Source organism: Micromonospora sp. NPDC049523, from assembly GCF_040676775.1.
Classification (GTDB): domain Bacteria; phylum Actinomycetota; class Actinomycetes; order Mycobacteriales; family Micromonosporaceae; genus Micromonospora_G.
In genome coordinates this window covers 312,639-327,875 of record NZ_JBFAPP010000006.1, presented here as the reverse complement: position 1 = coordinate 327,875, position 15,237 = coordinate 312,639, and the positions used below count along the sequence as shown (strand labels likewise).

At 71.8% G+C, this 15,237-nt stretch carries 16 protein-coding genes; 7 read left to right on the top strand and 9 right to left on the bottom strand.

The window, feature by feature from the left end; all coding sequences use genetic code 11:
* Positions 1–19: 19 nt before the first annotated feature.
* Complete coding sequence (locus tag AB0J90_RS11950; protein WP_363594890.1) at positions 20–913, bottom strand: pyridoxal-phosphate dependent enzyme; 894 nt, start codon at positions 911–913, stop codon at positions 20–22.
* 115 nt (positions 914–1,028) lie between these two features.
* Between AB0J90_RS11950 and AB0J90_RS11945 the strand changes: the two genes are divergently transcribed.
* From AB0J90_RS11945 to AB0J90_RS11935, 3 genes are all read left to right on the top strand, one after another.
* The gene (locus AB0J90_RS11945) at positions 1,029–1,235 is read left to right on the top strand and encodes a hypothetical protein (RefSeq protein WP_326558013.1); all 207 of its coding nucleotides are present in this window, start codon (positions 1,029–1,031) and stop codon (positions 1,233–1,235) included.
* A gap of 268 nt (positions 1,236–1,503) precedes the next feature.
* Positions 1,504–1,971 (top strand): nuclear transport factor 2 family protein, encoded by a 468-nt coding sequence (locus AB0J90_RS11940; RefSeq protein ID WP_363594888.1) that lies wholly within the window; start codon positions 1,504–1,506, stop codon positions 1,969–1,971.
* A 62-nt stretch (positions 1,972–2,033) separates the two neighbouring features.
* Positions 2,034–2,582, top strand: coding sequence for a TetR/AcrR family transcriptional regulator (locus AB0J90_RS11935; protein ID WP_363594886.1), 549 nt, complete (start codon positions 2,034–2,036; stop codon positions 2,580–2,582).
* Between the two features lie 79 nt (positions 2,583–2,661).
* Here the strand turns inward: AB0J90_RS11935 and AB0J90_RS11930 are convergent, their stop codons facing one another.
* Positions 2,662–3,711, bottom strand: coding sequence for an FAD-binding oxidoreductase (locus AB0J90_RS11930; RefSeq protein WP_363594884.1), 1,050 nt, complete (start codon positions 3,709–3,711; stop codon positions 2,662–2,664).
* Positions 3,712–4,038: 327 nt separating this feature from the next.
* Between AB0J90_RS11930 and lanKC the strand changes: the two genes are divergently transcribed.
* A complete protein-coding gene (lanKC, locus tag AB0J90_RS11925) occupies positions 4,039–6,657 on the top strand; it encodes a class III lanthionine synthetase LanKC (protein ID WP_363594882.1) in 2,619 nt (872 codons plus the stop codon).
* A gap of 61 nt (positions 6,658–6,718) precedes the next feature.
* Positions 6,719–6,847, top strand: a complete 129-nt coding sequence (locus tag AB0J90_RS11920; RefSeq protein ID WP_363594880.1) for a SapB/AmfS family lanthipeptide — start codon at positions 6,719–6,721, stop codon at positions 6,845–6,847.
* 84 nt (positions 6,848–6,931) lie between these two features.
* On the opposite strand, the gene AB0J90_RS11915 is transcribed toward AB0J90_RS11920, so the two are convergent.
* Positions 6,932–7,534 (bottom strand): response regulator transcription factor, encoded by a 603-nt coding sequence (locus tag AB0J90_RS11915; protein WP_363594878.1) that lies wholly within the window; start codon positions 7,532–7,534, stop codon positions 6,932–6,934.
* A 123-nt stretch (positions 7,535–7,657) separates the two neighbouring features.
* Positions 7,658–8,263 carry a response regulator transcription factor gene (locus tag AB0J90_RS11910; RefSeq protein WP_363594876.1) on the bottom strand — a complete coding sequence of 202 codons (606 nt, stop codon included), beginning with the start codon at positions 8,261–8,263 and terminating at the stop codon, positions 7,658–7,660.
* Between the two features lie 201 nt (positions 8,264–8,464).
* On the opposite strand from AB0J90_RS11910, the gene AB0J90_RS11905 reads away from it, so the two are divergent.
* Positions 8,465–9,685, top strand: coding sequence for a PLP-dependent aminotransferase family protein (locus tag AB0J90_RS11905; RefSeq protein WP_363594874.1), 1,221 nt, complete (start codon positions 8,465–8,467; stop codon positions 9,683–9,685).
* A gap of 47 nt (positions 9,686–9,732) precedes the next feature.
* Complete coding sequence (locus AB0J90_RS11900) at positions 9,733–10,236, top strand: hypothetical protein (protein WP_363594872.1); 504 nt, start codon at positions 9,733–9,735, stop codon at positions 10,234–10,236.
* Between the two features lie 346 nt (positions 10,237–10,582).
* Here AB0J90_RS11900 and AB0J90_RS11895 read toward each other — a convergent pair whose 3' ends face one another.
* The 5 genes from AB0J90_RS11895 to AB0J90_RS11875 all read right to left on the bottom strand — a co-directional run bounded on the left by AB0J90_RS11895 (position 10,583) and on the right by AB0J90_RS11875 (position 15,163).
* Positions 10,583–11,176 carry a hypothetical protein gene (locus AB0J90_RS11895; RefSeq protein ID WP_363594870.1) on the bottom strand — a complete coding sequence of 198 codons (594 nt, stop codon included), beginning with the start codon at positions 11,174–11,176 and terminating at the stop codon, positions 10,583–10,585.
* Between the two features lie 283 nt (positions 11,177–11,459).
* Complete coding sequence (locus AB0J90_RS11890) at positions 11,460–12,317, bottom strand: bifunctional 5,10-methylenetetrahydrofolate dehydrogenase/5,10-methenyltetrahydrofolate cyclohydrolase (RefSeq protein WP_363594868.1); 858 nt, start codon at positions 12,315–12,317, stop codon at positions 11,460–11,462.
* Positions 12,314–12,934 carry a cyclodeaminase/cyclohydrolase family protein gene (locus AB0J90_RS11885; protein ID WP_363594866.1) on the bottom strand — a complete coding sequence of 207 codons (621 nt, stop codon included), beginning with the start codon at positions 12,932–12,934 and terminating at the stop codon, positions 12,314–12,316. The genes AB0J90_RS11890 and AB0J90_RS11885 overlap by 4 nt, the downstream gene beginning before the upstream one ends.
* A gap of 107 nt (positions 12,935–13,041) precedes the next feature.
* Positions 13,042–13,662, bottom strand: coding sequence for a TetR family transcriptional regulator (locus AB0J90_RS11880; protein ID WP_363594864.1), 621 nt, complete (start codon positions 13,660–13,662; stop codon positions 13,042–13,044).
* Entirely contained in the window at positions 13,652–15,163 is a 1,512-nt protein-coding gene (locus AB0J90_RS11875; protein WP_363594862.1) for an MFS transporter, read from the bottom strand. Before AB0J90_RS11875 ends, AB0J90_RS11880 begins: the two co-directional genes overlap by 11 nt.
* Positions 15,164–15,237 lie beyond the last annotated feature (74 nt).

Here is a 15,237-nt window from a genome sequence, read left to right as displayed (position 1 = left end):
GCCCGTCGGCGCGGCGGGCTCAGCCGGTCAGCACCGCGACGATCGTGCTGCCGGGGGTGAATCCGCCGGCCGCGGTCAGCGCGAAGATGCCGTACATCATCTTCGCCGGGTAGACGGGGTCGAGCGTCAGGCCGTGCCGGTCGGCGAAGTCGATGACAAAAGCGTCCAGCTCGGGGCGGCGCTTGGCGTACCCGCCGAAGTGGAAGTCGTACTCGATCCGCCAGTTTGCGGTCGCCGAGCCGCAGGCCTGGCGCTGTAACCGCCCCACCTCGGCGTCCAGGAACTGCCCGCCTCGCAGCACCGAGAAGCCGATCGCGGACCGGCCCGGCGGCAAACCGGCGGCCACCCCGGCGAGCGTGCCCCCGGTGCCGACCGGCACGCAGATCACGTCGAACGGTTCGCTGATCTCGGCCGGGAGTTCGGCGCAGCCGCGTACGGCAAGCTCGTTGCTGCCGCCCTCCGGCAACAGGTAGTGCTCACCGAACTCCGACCGGAGCCGGGCCAGCAGTCCCGGGTCGTCCTTGTCGCGGTAACCGGACCGGTCCAGGTACGTGAGCCGCATCCCGCGATCCACCGCGTACGCCAGTGACGGGTTCAGCGGGAGGTGCTGCTCGCCCCGGATCACCCCGACGGTGGCGAACCCGAAGTAGGCACCGGCCGCCGCCACCGCCCGAATGTGGTTGGAGTACGCCCCGCCGAAGGTCAGCAGCGTCCGCAGATCCCGTTCCCGCGCCGCCACCAGGTTGTACTTCAACTTGCGCCACTTGTTGCCGGGCAGGTCGGGATGGATCAGGTCATCCCGCTTCAGCAGCAGCCGTACGCCGTGCCGAGCCAGCCGCTCGTCGTGCAGTTCGGTGACCGGCGACGGCAGGCGCAGCCGTACCCGTCCGCTCCACCATGTCTCGTCCGCCACCCCGGTCACGGTAACCGACCGTCATCGATCGAAGCCCGCCGGTACGCGTTTGCGTGACCCGCCGTAGTGGGTATCAGGAGCACGCAGATCCAGGCTCTCGGACGAGGAGGCAACAGTGCGCATCGGATCAGCAGGAGCGGCCATCCTTGTCATCTGGTTGATCATCGGAGCGATAGCGGCCGGTCAACGCGGCTACTTCGACAGCTCCAACGACAACTGTGCGGAGGCCGGTACCACGGTCGTGACGGTCATCGCCGGCCCGCTCAACTACGTCGGGCTGAACCCCAAGGTCAGCTGCGAGGTACCGCAGCCCTCGAAGTAACCCCTCCCCATAGCGTCACAATCGGCCAGCGGGCCGGTACGCGGCTCCCCCTCCGCGTACCGGCCCGCTGGCCGTTCCGGGTGAGCGGAACGGATCCGGGGCTGGTCCGTCGCGGTCCGGCCCACCGCGGTTACGGGTCCGCAGAGCGCCCGAACCCATATCTGCCAAGGGCCGGAGGTCGTGAGAAGCCCCACCGTGGTCGCGCTTCCGGGGCCGGGATGCCCGACGGTACGTTTGTTATTGGTCAACCACTAATGAAGGAGCGCGCATGAGCAACGCCCTGGTCTCCGAGCGGCGATCCGCCGCGCAGCACGCCCTCGCCGAGCACCTGCGACTGGTGTCATCGGGCCGGATCGACGAGTGGATCGACCTGTTCACCCCGGACGGCATCCTCGAGTTCCCCTATGCCCCGACCGGCGTTCCCCGCCGAGTCCAGGGGCGTGCCGCGCTGCTCGCCCACATGAACAACTTCCCGGAGACCTTCGAGGTGCAGTTCGTGGACCTGGTCTTCCACGACACCACCGACCCGGCGACGGCAATCGCCGAATTCCGGTCGACGGGACGAGCGGTGGCCACGGGTAAGCCGTACGAGCAGACCTGCATCTCGGTGGTCTACACCGACGACGCCGGCCGGATCACCCGCTACGTCGACTACTGGAACCCGCTCGTGGCCATCGAGGCGCTGGACCCCGGCACGGGTGGGGCCGGCTCAGACAAGATCGCGTTCGGCAGCTGATGGGTTCGGGCGCGGCGCGGGGTGCCGACCCCGTGCCGCGCTGCCGTGATTGACTGTCGGTCATGCCCGCCCCCGGCTCGAGCGAGAAGAGCGACCAGCGCCGCCAGGTGGTCCTGGATGCCGCGGTCACGTGCTTCGCACGCAAGGGCTTCTACGGGACGACGACCAACGAGATCGCCGAACGCGCCGGTATCTCGCAGCCCTACGTCTACCGACTGTTCGCCAACAAACAGACGCTCTTCGCCCACGCCGTTTTCCACGTGTCCGAGTTGATGGCGAACACCCTGGCCGCCTACGTCGCCGAGGCCGGGCCGATACCCCAGCCGCCGGAGGTGGCCCTGCGTACGGCCCGGTCCGCCTACAGCGCCCTGATCCAGGACCGTGACGTACTGCGATTCCTCATGCACGCCAACTGCGCGGCCGACGAGCCTCTCGTCGGCGACGCCGTGCGGTGGTGCTACGCCAAGCAGGTCGAACTCGTCAGCAAGCTGGTGGGATCCGACGAAGCTGTCCGGCAATGGTTCGGCGCCGGCATGCTCGAAAACGTGACGACCGCCCTGGGCCTCGCCGACATCGACGAGCCATGGGCACACACCCTCAGCGGTCGCTGAGCCCGACCACGAACCGCGGCCGACATTCGCCGACCTGCGCGGCCGACCAGCAACACTGCTACGCCCCTGTCAGCCCCGCTCAGAAACGGTCGAGACGGCAGCCCGCCAGCATCGGCTCGACCGCGTTGTCGACCAGTTCCCGCGCGACCAGGCGGCCCACGGCCGGGGCGAGTGTGACCGCGGAGTGCAGCACCGCCACGTAGAGGCCGGGCACCTCGACGACAGGACCGACGATCGGCTCACCGTCGGCCGGCATGGGGCGGGCGCCGACCCGGGTGCTGAGCAACTCGACGTCCGCGGCGCCACGGAAGGTGGACCGGACGGCGGCGAGGGTCCGTTCCGGCGAGTCCGCGGCGGCAAGTAGCCGGTCCCCGGCGACCTGCCGAAGATCGAAGTCCGGGTTGTTGACCACGGTGCGGACCAGACCGGCCGGAGCGCGGAACCGGAAGAGCGTCGCCGGCGACGGTTCGACCGGGACGCGTACGCCGAGCGGCGCACCCAGCGCGGCCGTGGCGACCCCTGCCGCGAGCACCACGGTCGCACCGGGGAGGGGTCCTGCGGCCGTCTCGACCCCGGCAACCCGACCCGCCGCGTCCCGGCGGACCGCGGTGACCGGGGTGTCCGGATGGACCCGGGCGCCATGGGCGCGGGCACCCGCGACCAGCCGTTCGGTCACGCCCACCGAGTCGACGGAGCCGTCGCCGGGTGCCCAGACGGCCCACTCCGGCGGCTGCCGCAGGGCGGGCTCGAGCGTCGCCACGGTGGCCGCGTCCACGATCTCCTGCCCGGGCCCCGCCTGCGGCGCGCTGTCCGCCGCACCCCAGGACAGCGACCCGGACCAGGTCACCGGGAGTCCTGGGAGTTCGGCCTCGAGCCGGCGGTACTCCTGCGTCGCGGTCGCCCGCAGCGCGGCGGCCGGACCGGTGCGTACGCCGGACGCGCCGATCCAGGCGAACGAGTCTGCCGTCACGCCAGCGCCCGGCTGCCCGGCGTCGACGAGGGTCACGACGGCACCGGCCCGGGCAGCGTGATAGGCCACCGAGGCGCCGACGATGCCCGCGCCGACCACGATGACCGTCCCGCCCGAAGTGGCGCCATCGCCGAGCTGGGCGAACTGGGAGTGAGACATGGCGTGATCCCTTCCTGGGCAGCAGCAATCGACCCGACCCGAGGAGCCAGGGCAATACTGCTGGTCGGCCGACGGTAGACCTTCGCCGGGTCGAGCGTCAGGCGGCCCTGGTTCGTGGCCGGCCCCGGCGTTGTTGGCGCGCCGCGCCAGCGCGACCCGCACTGACATTTGTCACCGGCGCCTGTGCGTCCCGCACGCGGGACGATGACTTAGCGCACTAGAGACTGTGCCGTCCCGTACACGAGACTCGGATCATCGATCAAGTCGGGGATTCCCACGGGCGGAAGCCAGGGAATCCCGCAGGGATCCGCCGGAGGAGCCGCGACGATGGACGAACGCTACGACGCGTACTGCGCGGTCGATCCGCTCTTCTACGACTCGTTGGCCACCACCGGCACGGCAACGGCCGAGTTCAGCGTCGCCGCCCGCGCGGTACCGGACGGCTGGCAGCGGGAGCCGAAGGACGACTGGTACGTCTACGGGCCGGTCGGCGGCGCCCTGCCGGCCCAGGGTTGGAAGATCCACCTCTCGGCCACCCTGGAGAACGCCGACCGGGTGCTGGCGGGCGTCTGGGACTACTGCGTACCGCGTGGACTGTCGTTCAAGTTCCTCCGTGGGCCACGCCTGTTGCTGATGCGCAACGCCAAGTACGCGCCGCGCGGCTCCAGCGGCAAGTTCGTCACCATCTACCCTCGGGACCCGGACGAGCTGGAGCTGGCGTGCAAGGAACTCGACGAACGGCTCTCCGGCCAGGCCGGGCCGTACATCCTCAGTGACCTGCGGTACGGCGCCGGCCCGGTGTTCGTACGCTATGGCGGCTTCGCCGCCCGCTACTGCCTCTCCCCGCACGGGCAGGTCGTGCCGGCGATCGCCGGCCCCGACGGAACGCTGGTACCGGACCGGCGGGATCCGGTGCTGCACCTGCCGGACTGGGTGACGTTGCCGGACTTCCTCGCCCCGCACCTCGCCGCCCGCAACGCCACCAGCACCACCGACCTGCCGTACCGGATCGAACGGGTCATCCACTTCTCCAACGGCGGCGGCCTCTATGTCGGGCGGGACCTGCGCACCGACACCCAGGTGGTGCTCAAGGAGGCCCGCCCGTACGCCGGGCTGGACGCCACCGGTGCCGACGCGGTGGCCCGGCTGGCCCGCGAGGGCGCCATGCTGCACCGGCTGGCCGACGTGCCGCACCTGCCGCGGGTGCACGACGAGTTCGTGTTGGGCGAGCACCGCTTCCTGGCCCTGGAGTTCGTCGTCGGACAGCCGCTGAACCGGGTCCTGGTGGAGCGCTACCCACTGATCGACGCCGACGCGGACGCCGACCGGCTGGGCGCGTACGCGACCTGGGCGCTGGGGGTGTACGCGCAGGTCGAGGCGACCGTCGAGGCGATCCACGAGCGGGGCGTGGTCTACGGCGACCTGCACCTGTTCAACATCATGATCGGGCCGGACGACCGGGTCACCCTGGTCGACTTCGAGGTCGCCGCGCCGGTGACCGAGACCGGCCGACCGGGGTTGCGCAACCAGGGGTTCGCCGCCCCGCGTGATCGGACCGGCTTCGCCGTCGACCGGTACGCGCTGGCCTGCCTGCGGCTGGCACTGTTCCTGCCGCTGACCCAACTGGTCCGGCTGGCACCGGCCAAGGCGGCGCACTTCGCCGACATCATCGCCGCACACTTCCCGGTGCCGCGGACGTTCCTGGACGAGGCGGTCGAGGAGATCACCGGCGGTCGGGGCGCGGTGGAGGCCGCCGCACTGGACTTCCCGAGCGAACCGGCGGACTGGCCGGCGCTGCGTACCCGGCTCGCGGGAGCGATCCTGGCCAGCGCCAGCCCGGGCCGTACGGACCGGCTCTTCCCCGGCGACATCGAACAGTTCCGCGCGGGCGGGCTGAACCTGGCCCACGGCGCCGCCGGAGTCCTGTACGCACTCGCGGTCAGCGGCGCCGGCCGGTTCCCCGAGCACGAGGACTGGCTGGTCGAGCGGGCACTCGATCCGCCCTCGGGCAGCCGGTGCGGCTTCTACGACGGACTGCACGGCGTCGCGTACGCACTGGAGCACCTCGGCCACCGGCAACGGGCGCTCGACGTACTCGACATCTGCCTGCGGGAGCCGTGGACCCGGCTCGGGCACGACCTGGCCGGTGGCCTGTCCGGAATGGCGCTGAACCTGGCGGAGTTGGCCGGGCGCACGGGTGAGCCGGGGCTGTGGGAGGCCGCCTGGCGGGCCGCCGACCTGGTCGCCGAACGGGTACGCCGAGCCGACGACACCGGGGGCCGGATCAGTGGCGGGCAGCATCCGTACGCCGGGCTGACCCGGGGTCGGTCGGGCCCGGCGCTGATGTTCCTGCGGCTGTACGAAACCTGCGGCGACCCGGCCCTGCTCGACCTCGCCGCCACCGCGCTCCGCGAGGACCTGCGGCGCTGCGTGGTCCGCGCGGACGGTGCGATGGAGGTCGACGAGGGTTGGCGGACCATGCCCTACCTGGCGCACGGCAGCGTCGGCATCGGGCTGGTCCTCGACCAGTTTCTCCGGCACCGACCGGACGAGCAGTTCACCGAGGCGTCCGCGGCGATCCGGCGGGCCGCCCGGTCACCGCTCTACGTGCAGTCCGGTCTGTTCGCCGGCCGGGCCGGCATCGTCGTCTACCTCGCCGCCCGAGTCGCTGCCGCCGATCCGGCCCCCGCCGACGTGAGCGCGCCGGATCGGGACCGGCGGGAGTTGGCCGGTCAGCTTCGGCGGTTGAGCTGGCATGCGATGCCCTACCGGGACGGCCTCGCCTTCCCCGGCGAACAGTTGCTGCGGCTCTCCATGGACCTCGCCACCGGCAGCGCGGGCGTGCTGCTCGCGATCGCCGCGGCCCGCTCCGACCGACCGGTGACGCTGCCGTTCCTCACCCCCTGGGCTCCATCCGCGCAGCGCTCACCGAGCGACCCCGCCTGAGACTCCCTCGCGCCCGCGAGGGTGGACAACCGATCGAACGAATGAGATGAGGTGGCACGACATGGCGCTTCTCGACCTGCAGGGCCTGGAACTGACCGCGGAGGAGCTCAAGGGTGGTGACACCGGCGGAAGCCGGGCCAGCCTGCTGCTCTGCGGCGACAGCTCGCTGTCCCTGGTGACCTGCAACTGATCGGTTCGACACCGAGCCCTGGGTGGGTGTGTACGCGCCCACCCAGGGCTTCCTCCCAGGCTCGCGGCCCGGTTGCCGGGACGGCTAGATCCAGCCTCCGTCGCGGGCGATCCGGACCGCCTCGATCCGGGTCCGCGCGCCGGCCTTGGCCGCGATCCGGGACAGGTGATTGCGTACGGTTCCCGGTGACAGCCCGACCCGCGCCGCTATCTCCACCACCGGTGCCCCGTCGGCGGCTATCTCGAGCACCTCGGTCTCCCGGACGGTCAGCGGGCTTTCCGTGTTCAACGCCGCGACGACCAGATCGGCGTCGACCACCGGTTCGCCCCGGGCCAGCCGGCGTACCCCGTCCACCACCCGTTGCGGGGTGACGTCGTTGCCGAGGAAACCGACGGTCCGGCTCCGGGCCCGCAACGCGCCGCCGAGTGACCCGGGTCGCCGGGTGTCGACCAGCACGAGCACCGGGCAGGGATGTTCGTAGCGCGGCGCCGCCTCGGTGGGTCTTCCGGTGCCGAGCAGCCCGGAGTCGACCACGGCGACGTCCGCCCGGCTCGACCGGATCGCCGGCTCGACCTGCTCGATCCGATCGAGTTCGGCCACCACGTCGATGTCGTCCTCAGTGGTCAGTACGAAGGCCAGCGCGCCACGGATCAGCGCACCGTCGAGAGCCAGCAGCGTCCGGATCAATCTACCGTTACCTCTCTCGCGTTCGAGGTGGCGCCGAAAGCAAGTTCAGGTCGACAGAGTCGGCATATGTAGGGATTTAAGCATGAAGGCTGGTGTTGCGCCCGGTGGCACGGCGGTTGACGGTCACAGCCAACCGTTGCGCTGGGCACGGCGTACCGCCTCCAGCCGGTTGCGGGCGCCGGTCTTGCGCAGGATCACGGTCAGGTGGTTGCGCACCGTCCCGTACGCCAGGTACAGCCGACAGGCGATCTCCCTCAACGGCAGGCCCTCCGCCGCCGCCCGCAACACCTCCCGCTCCCGTACGGTGAGCGGCCCGACCGGTGGACTCAGCGCGGCGACGGCGGCCACCGGGTCGATCACCCGCTCCCCCAGCGCGACCAATCGGAGCAACCGGACCAGTTCGGCCGGCGGCAGGTTCTTGTCGATGAATCCGCGTACGCCCGCGCGGAGCGCCGCCTGCAGAGTCACCGGACAGCGGTGGGTGCTCATCGCCAGCACGCTGGTCCCCCGCGCCGTCACCTGGAGTTGCCGCAGCACCGCGAGCGGATCGTGGCGGGCCGGTCCGATGTCGATCAGTACGACGTCGGGCCGTTCCCGCCGCACCACGCAGGCGACGTCGGCCGACGGGGCAAGATCGGCCACCACCTCCAGGTCGTCCTCGCTGGACAGCAACATCCGCAGCGCACCCCGGAGCAGTCCCACCTCCTCGACGATCAGCACACGGATCACGGAGCCTCCCGATCTCGGCGTCGGCCGATGGTGACCCTTCGTGTCGATTGGACCGACCGACATCGTAACGTCAGGTTACGAAGCCCGCACGGTACGCAAACGGCCGTCGTGCCGCGAACGGACGCGCTGTCCGCCATGGGGCCTCGACCCCGCCCGGTCGCGAGGGTTCGCGCCGTCCGATCCGGTGACTATCTTGGGCAGATGTCCCCCACCGCGTCGAACGCGCTACCGAACGCGCTGCCGATCGTGCAGTTCCACAGCCGACCGGAGACCGTGGACCTCTCCTGGGGCCACCCCGACCCGGCGACCCTCCCGGTGCAGGAGTGGACCGATGCGTGCGTCGGCGCGCTACGCCGGTACGGCGGCTCCGCGCTGACGTACGGCTACGCGAACGGTCCGGCTCCGCTGGTCGAGTGGCTGACGGAACGGCTCGGTCACACCGACGGCCGGGCACCGGACCCGTCACGGATCTTCGTCACCGCCGGTGCCTCGCACGCGCTCGACCTGGTGGCCAGCCTGCTCTGCCGGCGGGGCGACACGGTGCTGGTCGACGCACCCACGTACCACCTGGCCTTCCGGGTCCTCGCCGACCACGGTGTGACGCTCGTGCCGACCCCGGCCGACCGGGACGGGATAGATCCGGCGGCAACCCGTGACCTGGTCGCTCACCTGCGGCGGGAGGGGCGCCGGGTGCCGTTGCTCTACCTGGTGCCGACGTTCGGCAATCCGACCGGGTGGAGCCTGGGCGAGACCCGCCGGGCGGAGCTGGTCACGGTGGCCGAGCAGACCGGGCTCGTCCTGGTCGAGGACGACACCTACCGCGAACTCGCGTACGACGGGACGGCGCCGCCGTCGCTCTACAGCGCCGCCGAGGACGGGACGGTGATCCGGCTCGGCTCGTTCGCCAAGACCGTGGCGCCGGGGCTGCGGCTCGGCTGGCTCACCGCCGCACCGCCCGTGATCGCCGCCCTGGCCGGGCGCGGCTACATCGACAGCGGCGGCGGGGTCAACCACGCCAACGCCCTGTCGATGGCGGAGTTCGCCCGTGCCGGTGCGTACGAGCACCACCTCGAACGGGTACGGGACCGCTACCGGCGGCAGCGTGACGCGCTGGTCTCGGCCGTCCGGCAGCACCTGCCGGAGGTCACCTTCGACACTCCCGCCGGGGGCTGGTTCCTCTGGCTGCGGCTACCCGCGCCGGTCAGCGCGACCGCACTGCTGCCGTACGCCGAGGCGAGCGAGGTGTCGTACCTGCCCGGCACCCACTTTTTCGTCACCGACCGCGGTGACGACCGGCTGCGCCTGTCGTTCTCACTGTTCGCACCCGACCTGCTGGAGGAGGGCGCCAGCCGGCTGGCGCGGGCCGTGGCCCACCTGACCTCGTCCGCGGTCCCGGACGAGAGGCGCACGCACAGACCCTGAGCTGGGCGACACTTCCGCGGGTGTAAGCCCGGCTCAGCCGAGCGGCGATGGGTGTGAGCCCGGCTCAGCCGAGCGGCGATGCGGTCGGGTCGGCGCTGCCGGTCGGTGCCGGGACCTGGGTCGACGTCGGGTCCTGGCTCGCAGTGACGGTCGGGGTGGGCGTCGGCTCGGGGTCCTGGGTGGTGGACGGCGACGGCGTAGGGGTTTCGCTCGGGGTGGGCGACGGCGTAACCGGTGCCGAGGTGACCGGCGGCGTCGGAGTCGGGCTACTCGGCGTGGGCGTGGGACGGCCCGGCGTCGAGGTGTGCGTCGACCGCGGCGTCTTCGACGGGGCGGCGTACGGCCGGGGGTGGGAGGCAGCGCCGGTGCTCGTGACCGGACCGGCGGCTCCGGTGCCGCCGGAGCCCGCCACCGACGGCGTCGGCATGCTGGTCTCGGCCGAGGCCGGGCTCATCGGCACGATGATGTCGGTCGGGCTCGCCGACACCGGGTCGTACGGCGTGACCGCCAGGCCGGCGGTCGCGGCGCGACCGAGCCCCTGCGTCGGCTGACCGTTCGCACGCGGTACCCGGTCGGGGTTCGCCGTACCGACGGCGGTGAGCGCGACGCCGAGGCCGACGCTGCCGACGAGGATCGCGGCAAGCACCCCGATCGCGGGCCGGGGTGGGGGCGGTAGCGGGCGACGGTGGGCGGGCACGGAAGCTCCCGGTGCGGGTGAGGCGGAAACGCCGAGGTCAGCGCGGGTAAGGCTCGTACCCTGCCCGGTGTCGACGCCGGTACGCAACGAGACGCCGGTCCGCTGTGGGCTATGTCATAACCAATCAGCATCGACCCGCTAATCCAGTCATCAGACCGACATGCCGGACTCGACTGAGTAGTCCGATACGCGCCACACTCCTACAGACCCGCGGCCCGGTCGTAGCGCTGGCGCAGCTCGCGCATTCCCGGCTCGCCCAGCGACTCCTGGCGCGCCTGCTGCTGGTACTGCTCGGGGAAGAGCTGCCCGACGCGGTCGCTGAACGAGACCTCGTCGGTCGCCTCGGCCACCTGCACCGTGGGCGGCTCGGTGCCCATCGCCACCACTATCGGCCCGACGAGTTTGACCGCCCAGTCCCAGGGTCGGTTCGGCTCGGCCACCCCGCAGAGGTGGAATCCGTACGCCGTCCGTACCTCGGCGACGGTGGCCGCCTCGGCCGGTTCGAAGCCGAAGACGCGTACGCCGCAGACGACCTTCGTCTGCGCGGGCAGGTCCCCTGCGTGCTCGCCGTGGCCCTGGTGCTGCTCCGGCCCGACCTGTTCGAGCACCACGACCAGGCGGCGGCCGAGCTGACTGGCAAGGTCGTCGGCCGGCGCCGGCTGCGAACCAGCGGTGTTGACCAGGAGTACGACCGTGGCCGACACCGCCAGCAGGATGACGCCAACCCAGACGAACCGGTTGCGCCACCAGGCCGACGCCGTGGCCGACTCGACATCTTCCGGAGAAACTCGCATGGTCTTCCCATCACCGGTCTGACCCCGGTGGGAACGCCAGCACGGTCGTGTCGCGTGATGGTGGGCCCTACGGTGCCGGGGCGTTGGCTGAGCTCTGGTCACGAACCCGGTCCGGTGGCACGCCCGAACACGACGACCACCGCCTGTGCCTGATCCGGCTCCGCCGGCCGGCGTGGTTGCCCCCGACGCCGTGGCGATAACGACCATCGGAGCATGCCGGGCAGCGCCCGGTCAATGGGTTACCGTCGATCCGTTCGCTGTCCGGGCGCGACCGGTGCCCCGGCTAGACCACGCCGACCTGCGTGGCCGCGGCCCGTACGGTGTGGTCCAGCAGCAGTGCCGTGGTGACCGGGCCGACGCCGCCGGGCACCGGGGTGAGCCCGGCCGCGTGCTCCGCGACCGACTCCGCGTCCACGTCGCCGACCAGCCCGCCGTCCGGGGTCGGGTTGGTGCCGACGTCGACGACCACCGCGCCCCGCTTGACGTGCTCGGCCGTGACCAGTCCGGCCCGGCCCACGGCGGCCACCAGGACGTCAGCCGTCGAGGTCACGCCGGCCAGGTCGGGCGTACGGGAGTGGCACACGGTCACCGTGGCGTGCCGGTCCAGCAGCAGGTGGGCGACGGGCTTGCCGACCACCGTGGACCGCCCGATCACGGCAGCCCGCCGGCCGGCCAGCTCGACGCCGTGGTGGTCGAGGATCGCCAGCACCGCCGCGGCCGTCGCGGGCGCGTACGCGGGCAGCCCGGCCGCGAGCCGGCCGAGGCTGAGCGGGTTCGCCCCGTCGACGTCCTTCTCCACCGCGATCGCCCCGGCCAGGTCCTCCAGCCTCGCCCCGGCCGGCAGCGGGGTCTGCAGGATGATGCCGTGCACCGACTCGTCGGCACTGAGCCGGTCCAGGGTGGCGCGGACCGTCGCCACGTCGGCGTCGGCGCCCAACTCGACGACGGCACAGTTGATCCCGATCTTCACCGCCGCGGTGCTGATCGACCGCACGTACCAGGCGCTGGCCTCGTCGTCGGTGGCGACCACGACGGTGAGCTGGGGCGGGGTACCGGCGGCGGTGAGCAGGGCGGCCCGTTGCGCGGTCTCGGCCCGGATGGCGGCGGCCAGTTCACGACCGCCGAGCAGGAGCCCGCTCATCCGGCGATTCCCGCCCGTACGGCGGCGGTGACCCGGCCCGCCCGCTCGGCCAGTTCGTCGACCCGATCCGTGGCCGCGACCAGTTCCGCGCGGGCGGCGTCGTCGCGTACGCCGCTGAGGTTGATCTCGACGTTGACCCGTGCGGTGGTCGCGGCGGCGCGGGCGGCTTCGACGGCGGCGGCCACGTCGGAGCTGACGTTCGGGTTGGCGACCGGCAGCAGTTCCTCCGCCAGCGTGACGATGGTCGCCGCCGCCGCGATCACCCGGGCCGGCGGCTGTGCCGCACCGACCAGCGCGGATGCGATGGCCTGCGAGCGGTCGGCCCGTTGCGTCTCGGACTCCTTGGGCAGCCGATAGGCGTCGGTGACCACGGTGAAGGCGGACGCGTCGTCGGCGGCGAGTTGGAGCGCGGCGCCGCGTAGCTCGTCGGCGCGCTCACGGATCCGGTCGATGGTGTCCTGGTGATCGGCGTACTTCTCCCCCGTGCTGTACCGGGCGACCATGCCGAGCAGCGCGGCCGCCTGGGCGGCGTGCAGGGCGGCGGTCGCGCCACCGCCGGGTGCCGGGACCCGGTCGGCGAGCCGGTCCAGGAAGTCCCCGATCTTCTCGTCGCGCATCCGCGCTCGTCCTCCGCGTCGGTCGCTGGTGCTGCCGGGTAGATCCTGCCAGGGTTCACGGTCGCGCCCGAGCCCAGCCCGCCGTCGCCGGGTGTGTCCGCAGCGGGTCAGGCCGGACCGCCGGTACGGGCGCCGTCGACCGCCCGTACCAGCGGGAATCCCGATTCCAGCACTTCGATGGCCCGGAGCAGTTCGGAGATCCGCGGCGGCTTGCCTCGGATGGTGCCCAGCACCGCGCCGGCCAGCGCACCCGCGAGGACCCGTACCTCGAACTGGTCGGCGTCGCCGCCCAGCCGATCGGCCACCGCCTGACCCAGCAGGTCGATGGTCCGGAGCAGCTCGTCCATCTGGGCCGCCCGCAGCTCCGGCACCGAATAGATCAGGCGTTGCCGCGCCTCCTCCTGCTCGCGCTCCTCGGGCGTCAGGCGGAGGAACACCGACTCGACGGATCGCCGGAACGCGGTCAGTACCGGAAGGTCGGCCGGCTGGTCGACGAACGAGGTGAGCAGGATGGGGTCGAGGTCGTCGGTCAGCACCAGCCGTTCCTTGGACGGGAAGTACCGGAACAGGGTGCTGGGTGAGACCTCGGCCGCCTCGGCGATCTGCTCGACCGTCGTCTCCGCGTAACCCTGCTCGGCGAACAGCCGCATCGCGTGCTCCCGGATCGTCGCGCGGGTCCGGATCTTCTTGCGTTCGCGCAGCCCGAGCGTCTCTGGTTCAGCCGACATGCACAGATTCTGGCGCATCCGGCACCGGTTGCGCCGCCGGCCGCCGTCGGGGCAGCACGATCACCGCCGTTATCGCGGCGACGACGCAGATTCCGGCGCAGGCCCAGAGCATCAGGTCCATGCCGTGCACGTACGCCGACCGCACCGTGTCGAGCAGGTCGGGCCGGCCCAGTTGCCGTGCCACCGCCACCCCGGCGGTGACGCTGTCGCTGACCGGCAGCCGTACCTCGTCGCCCAGCCCGGAGCGGTAGCCGGAGCTCAGGATCGTGCCGAGGATGGCGACGCCGATCGTGCCGCCGGCCTGTCGCAGGGCCTGGATCAGCGCCGAACCCGATCCGGAACGTTCGGTGGACAGCGCGCCGAGGGCGGCGTTCATTGCCGTCGGCAGGGCCACCCCCATGCCCGCGCCGACGAGGGCGATCCAGGTACCGGTGTACCAGTAGGCGGTGTCGGTGGCCGTGTTCGCGCCGAGGGCGAGACCGATGGTGAGCAGCACGAATCCGACCGCGAGCACCGGGCCGGGGGCGAACGTCCGGACCAGCCGGTCGGCGAGCCGGGTGCCGACGAGCAGGCCGGCGATCAGCGGCAGCAGCCGGACTCCGGTGCCGAGCGCGGTCGCTCCGGTGACCGACTGGAGGAACTGCGGCACCGCGAACAGGAGCCCGAACAGGGCGAAGTTGACTCCGGTGGCGAGGATGCTGCCCCAGGTGAAGCCGCGACTGCGGAACAGGGCGAGGTCGATCAGCGGGTGCGCCGTACGGCGTTGCCAGGCCACGAACCCGACCAGCAGGAGCAGTCCGGCGGCGATGGTGAGCGGGGTGCCGGGGTCGCTCCAGCCGTCCTGTCCGGCGCGGATGAAGCCGTAGGTCAGGCCGAGCAGGCCGAGCGAGGAGAGCAGGACTCCGACCAGGTCGAGCGGGGTGGGCCGGTCACTGCGCGATTCGGGTACGAACAGCGCGACCGCGATCACGCCGAGAACCACCAGCGGCACGTTGATCAGGAAGATGGAACCCCACCAGAAGTGGGTCAGCAGCCAACCGCCGAGGATCGGGCCGAGCGGCAGGCCGATGGCGGTCGCGGTGACCCAGACGGTGAGGGCGCGTGCCCGCTCGGCGGCGTCGGTGAAGATCACCGGTAGCACGGCCATGGAGAGCGGCATCATGATCGCCGCCCCGAGTCCCAGCACCGCGCGGGCGGCGATCAACCCGTTGGCGGATCCGGCGTAGGCGCAGATCACGGAGGCGGCGCCGAACAGCAGCAGGGCGCCGAGCAGCAGCCGGCGCCGCCCGTACCGGTCGCCGAGGGCACCGGCCGGGAGCAGGGTCGCCGCCAGCACCAGCGTGTACGCGCTGCTGAACCACTGCAGTTGGGCGGTGGTGGCGCCGAGGTCGGTGGCCAGGGTCGGCATCGCCACGGTCAGCACCGTGGTGTCGAGCCCGATGGTGAGCATGGCCAGGGCGAGGGCGGCCAGCGCCCACCACCGGCTGGATGGGGTCTTCATGCCAACTCCAGGGAAAGTAGGAGACGAACTGAAATGATAGTAGCTCTCAAAATCGAGTCACTGTCAATTCGCGT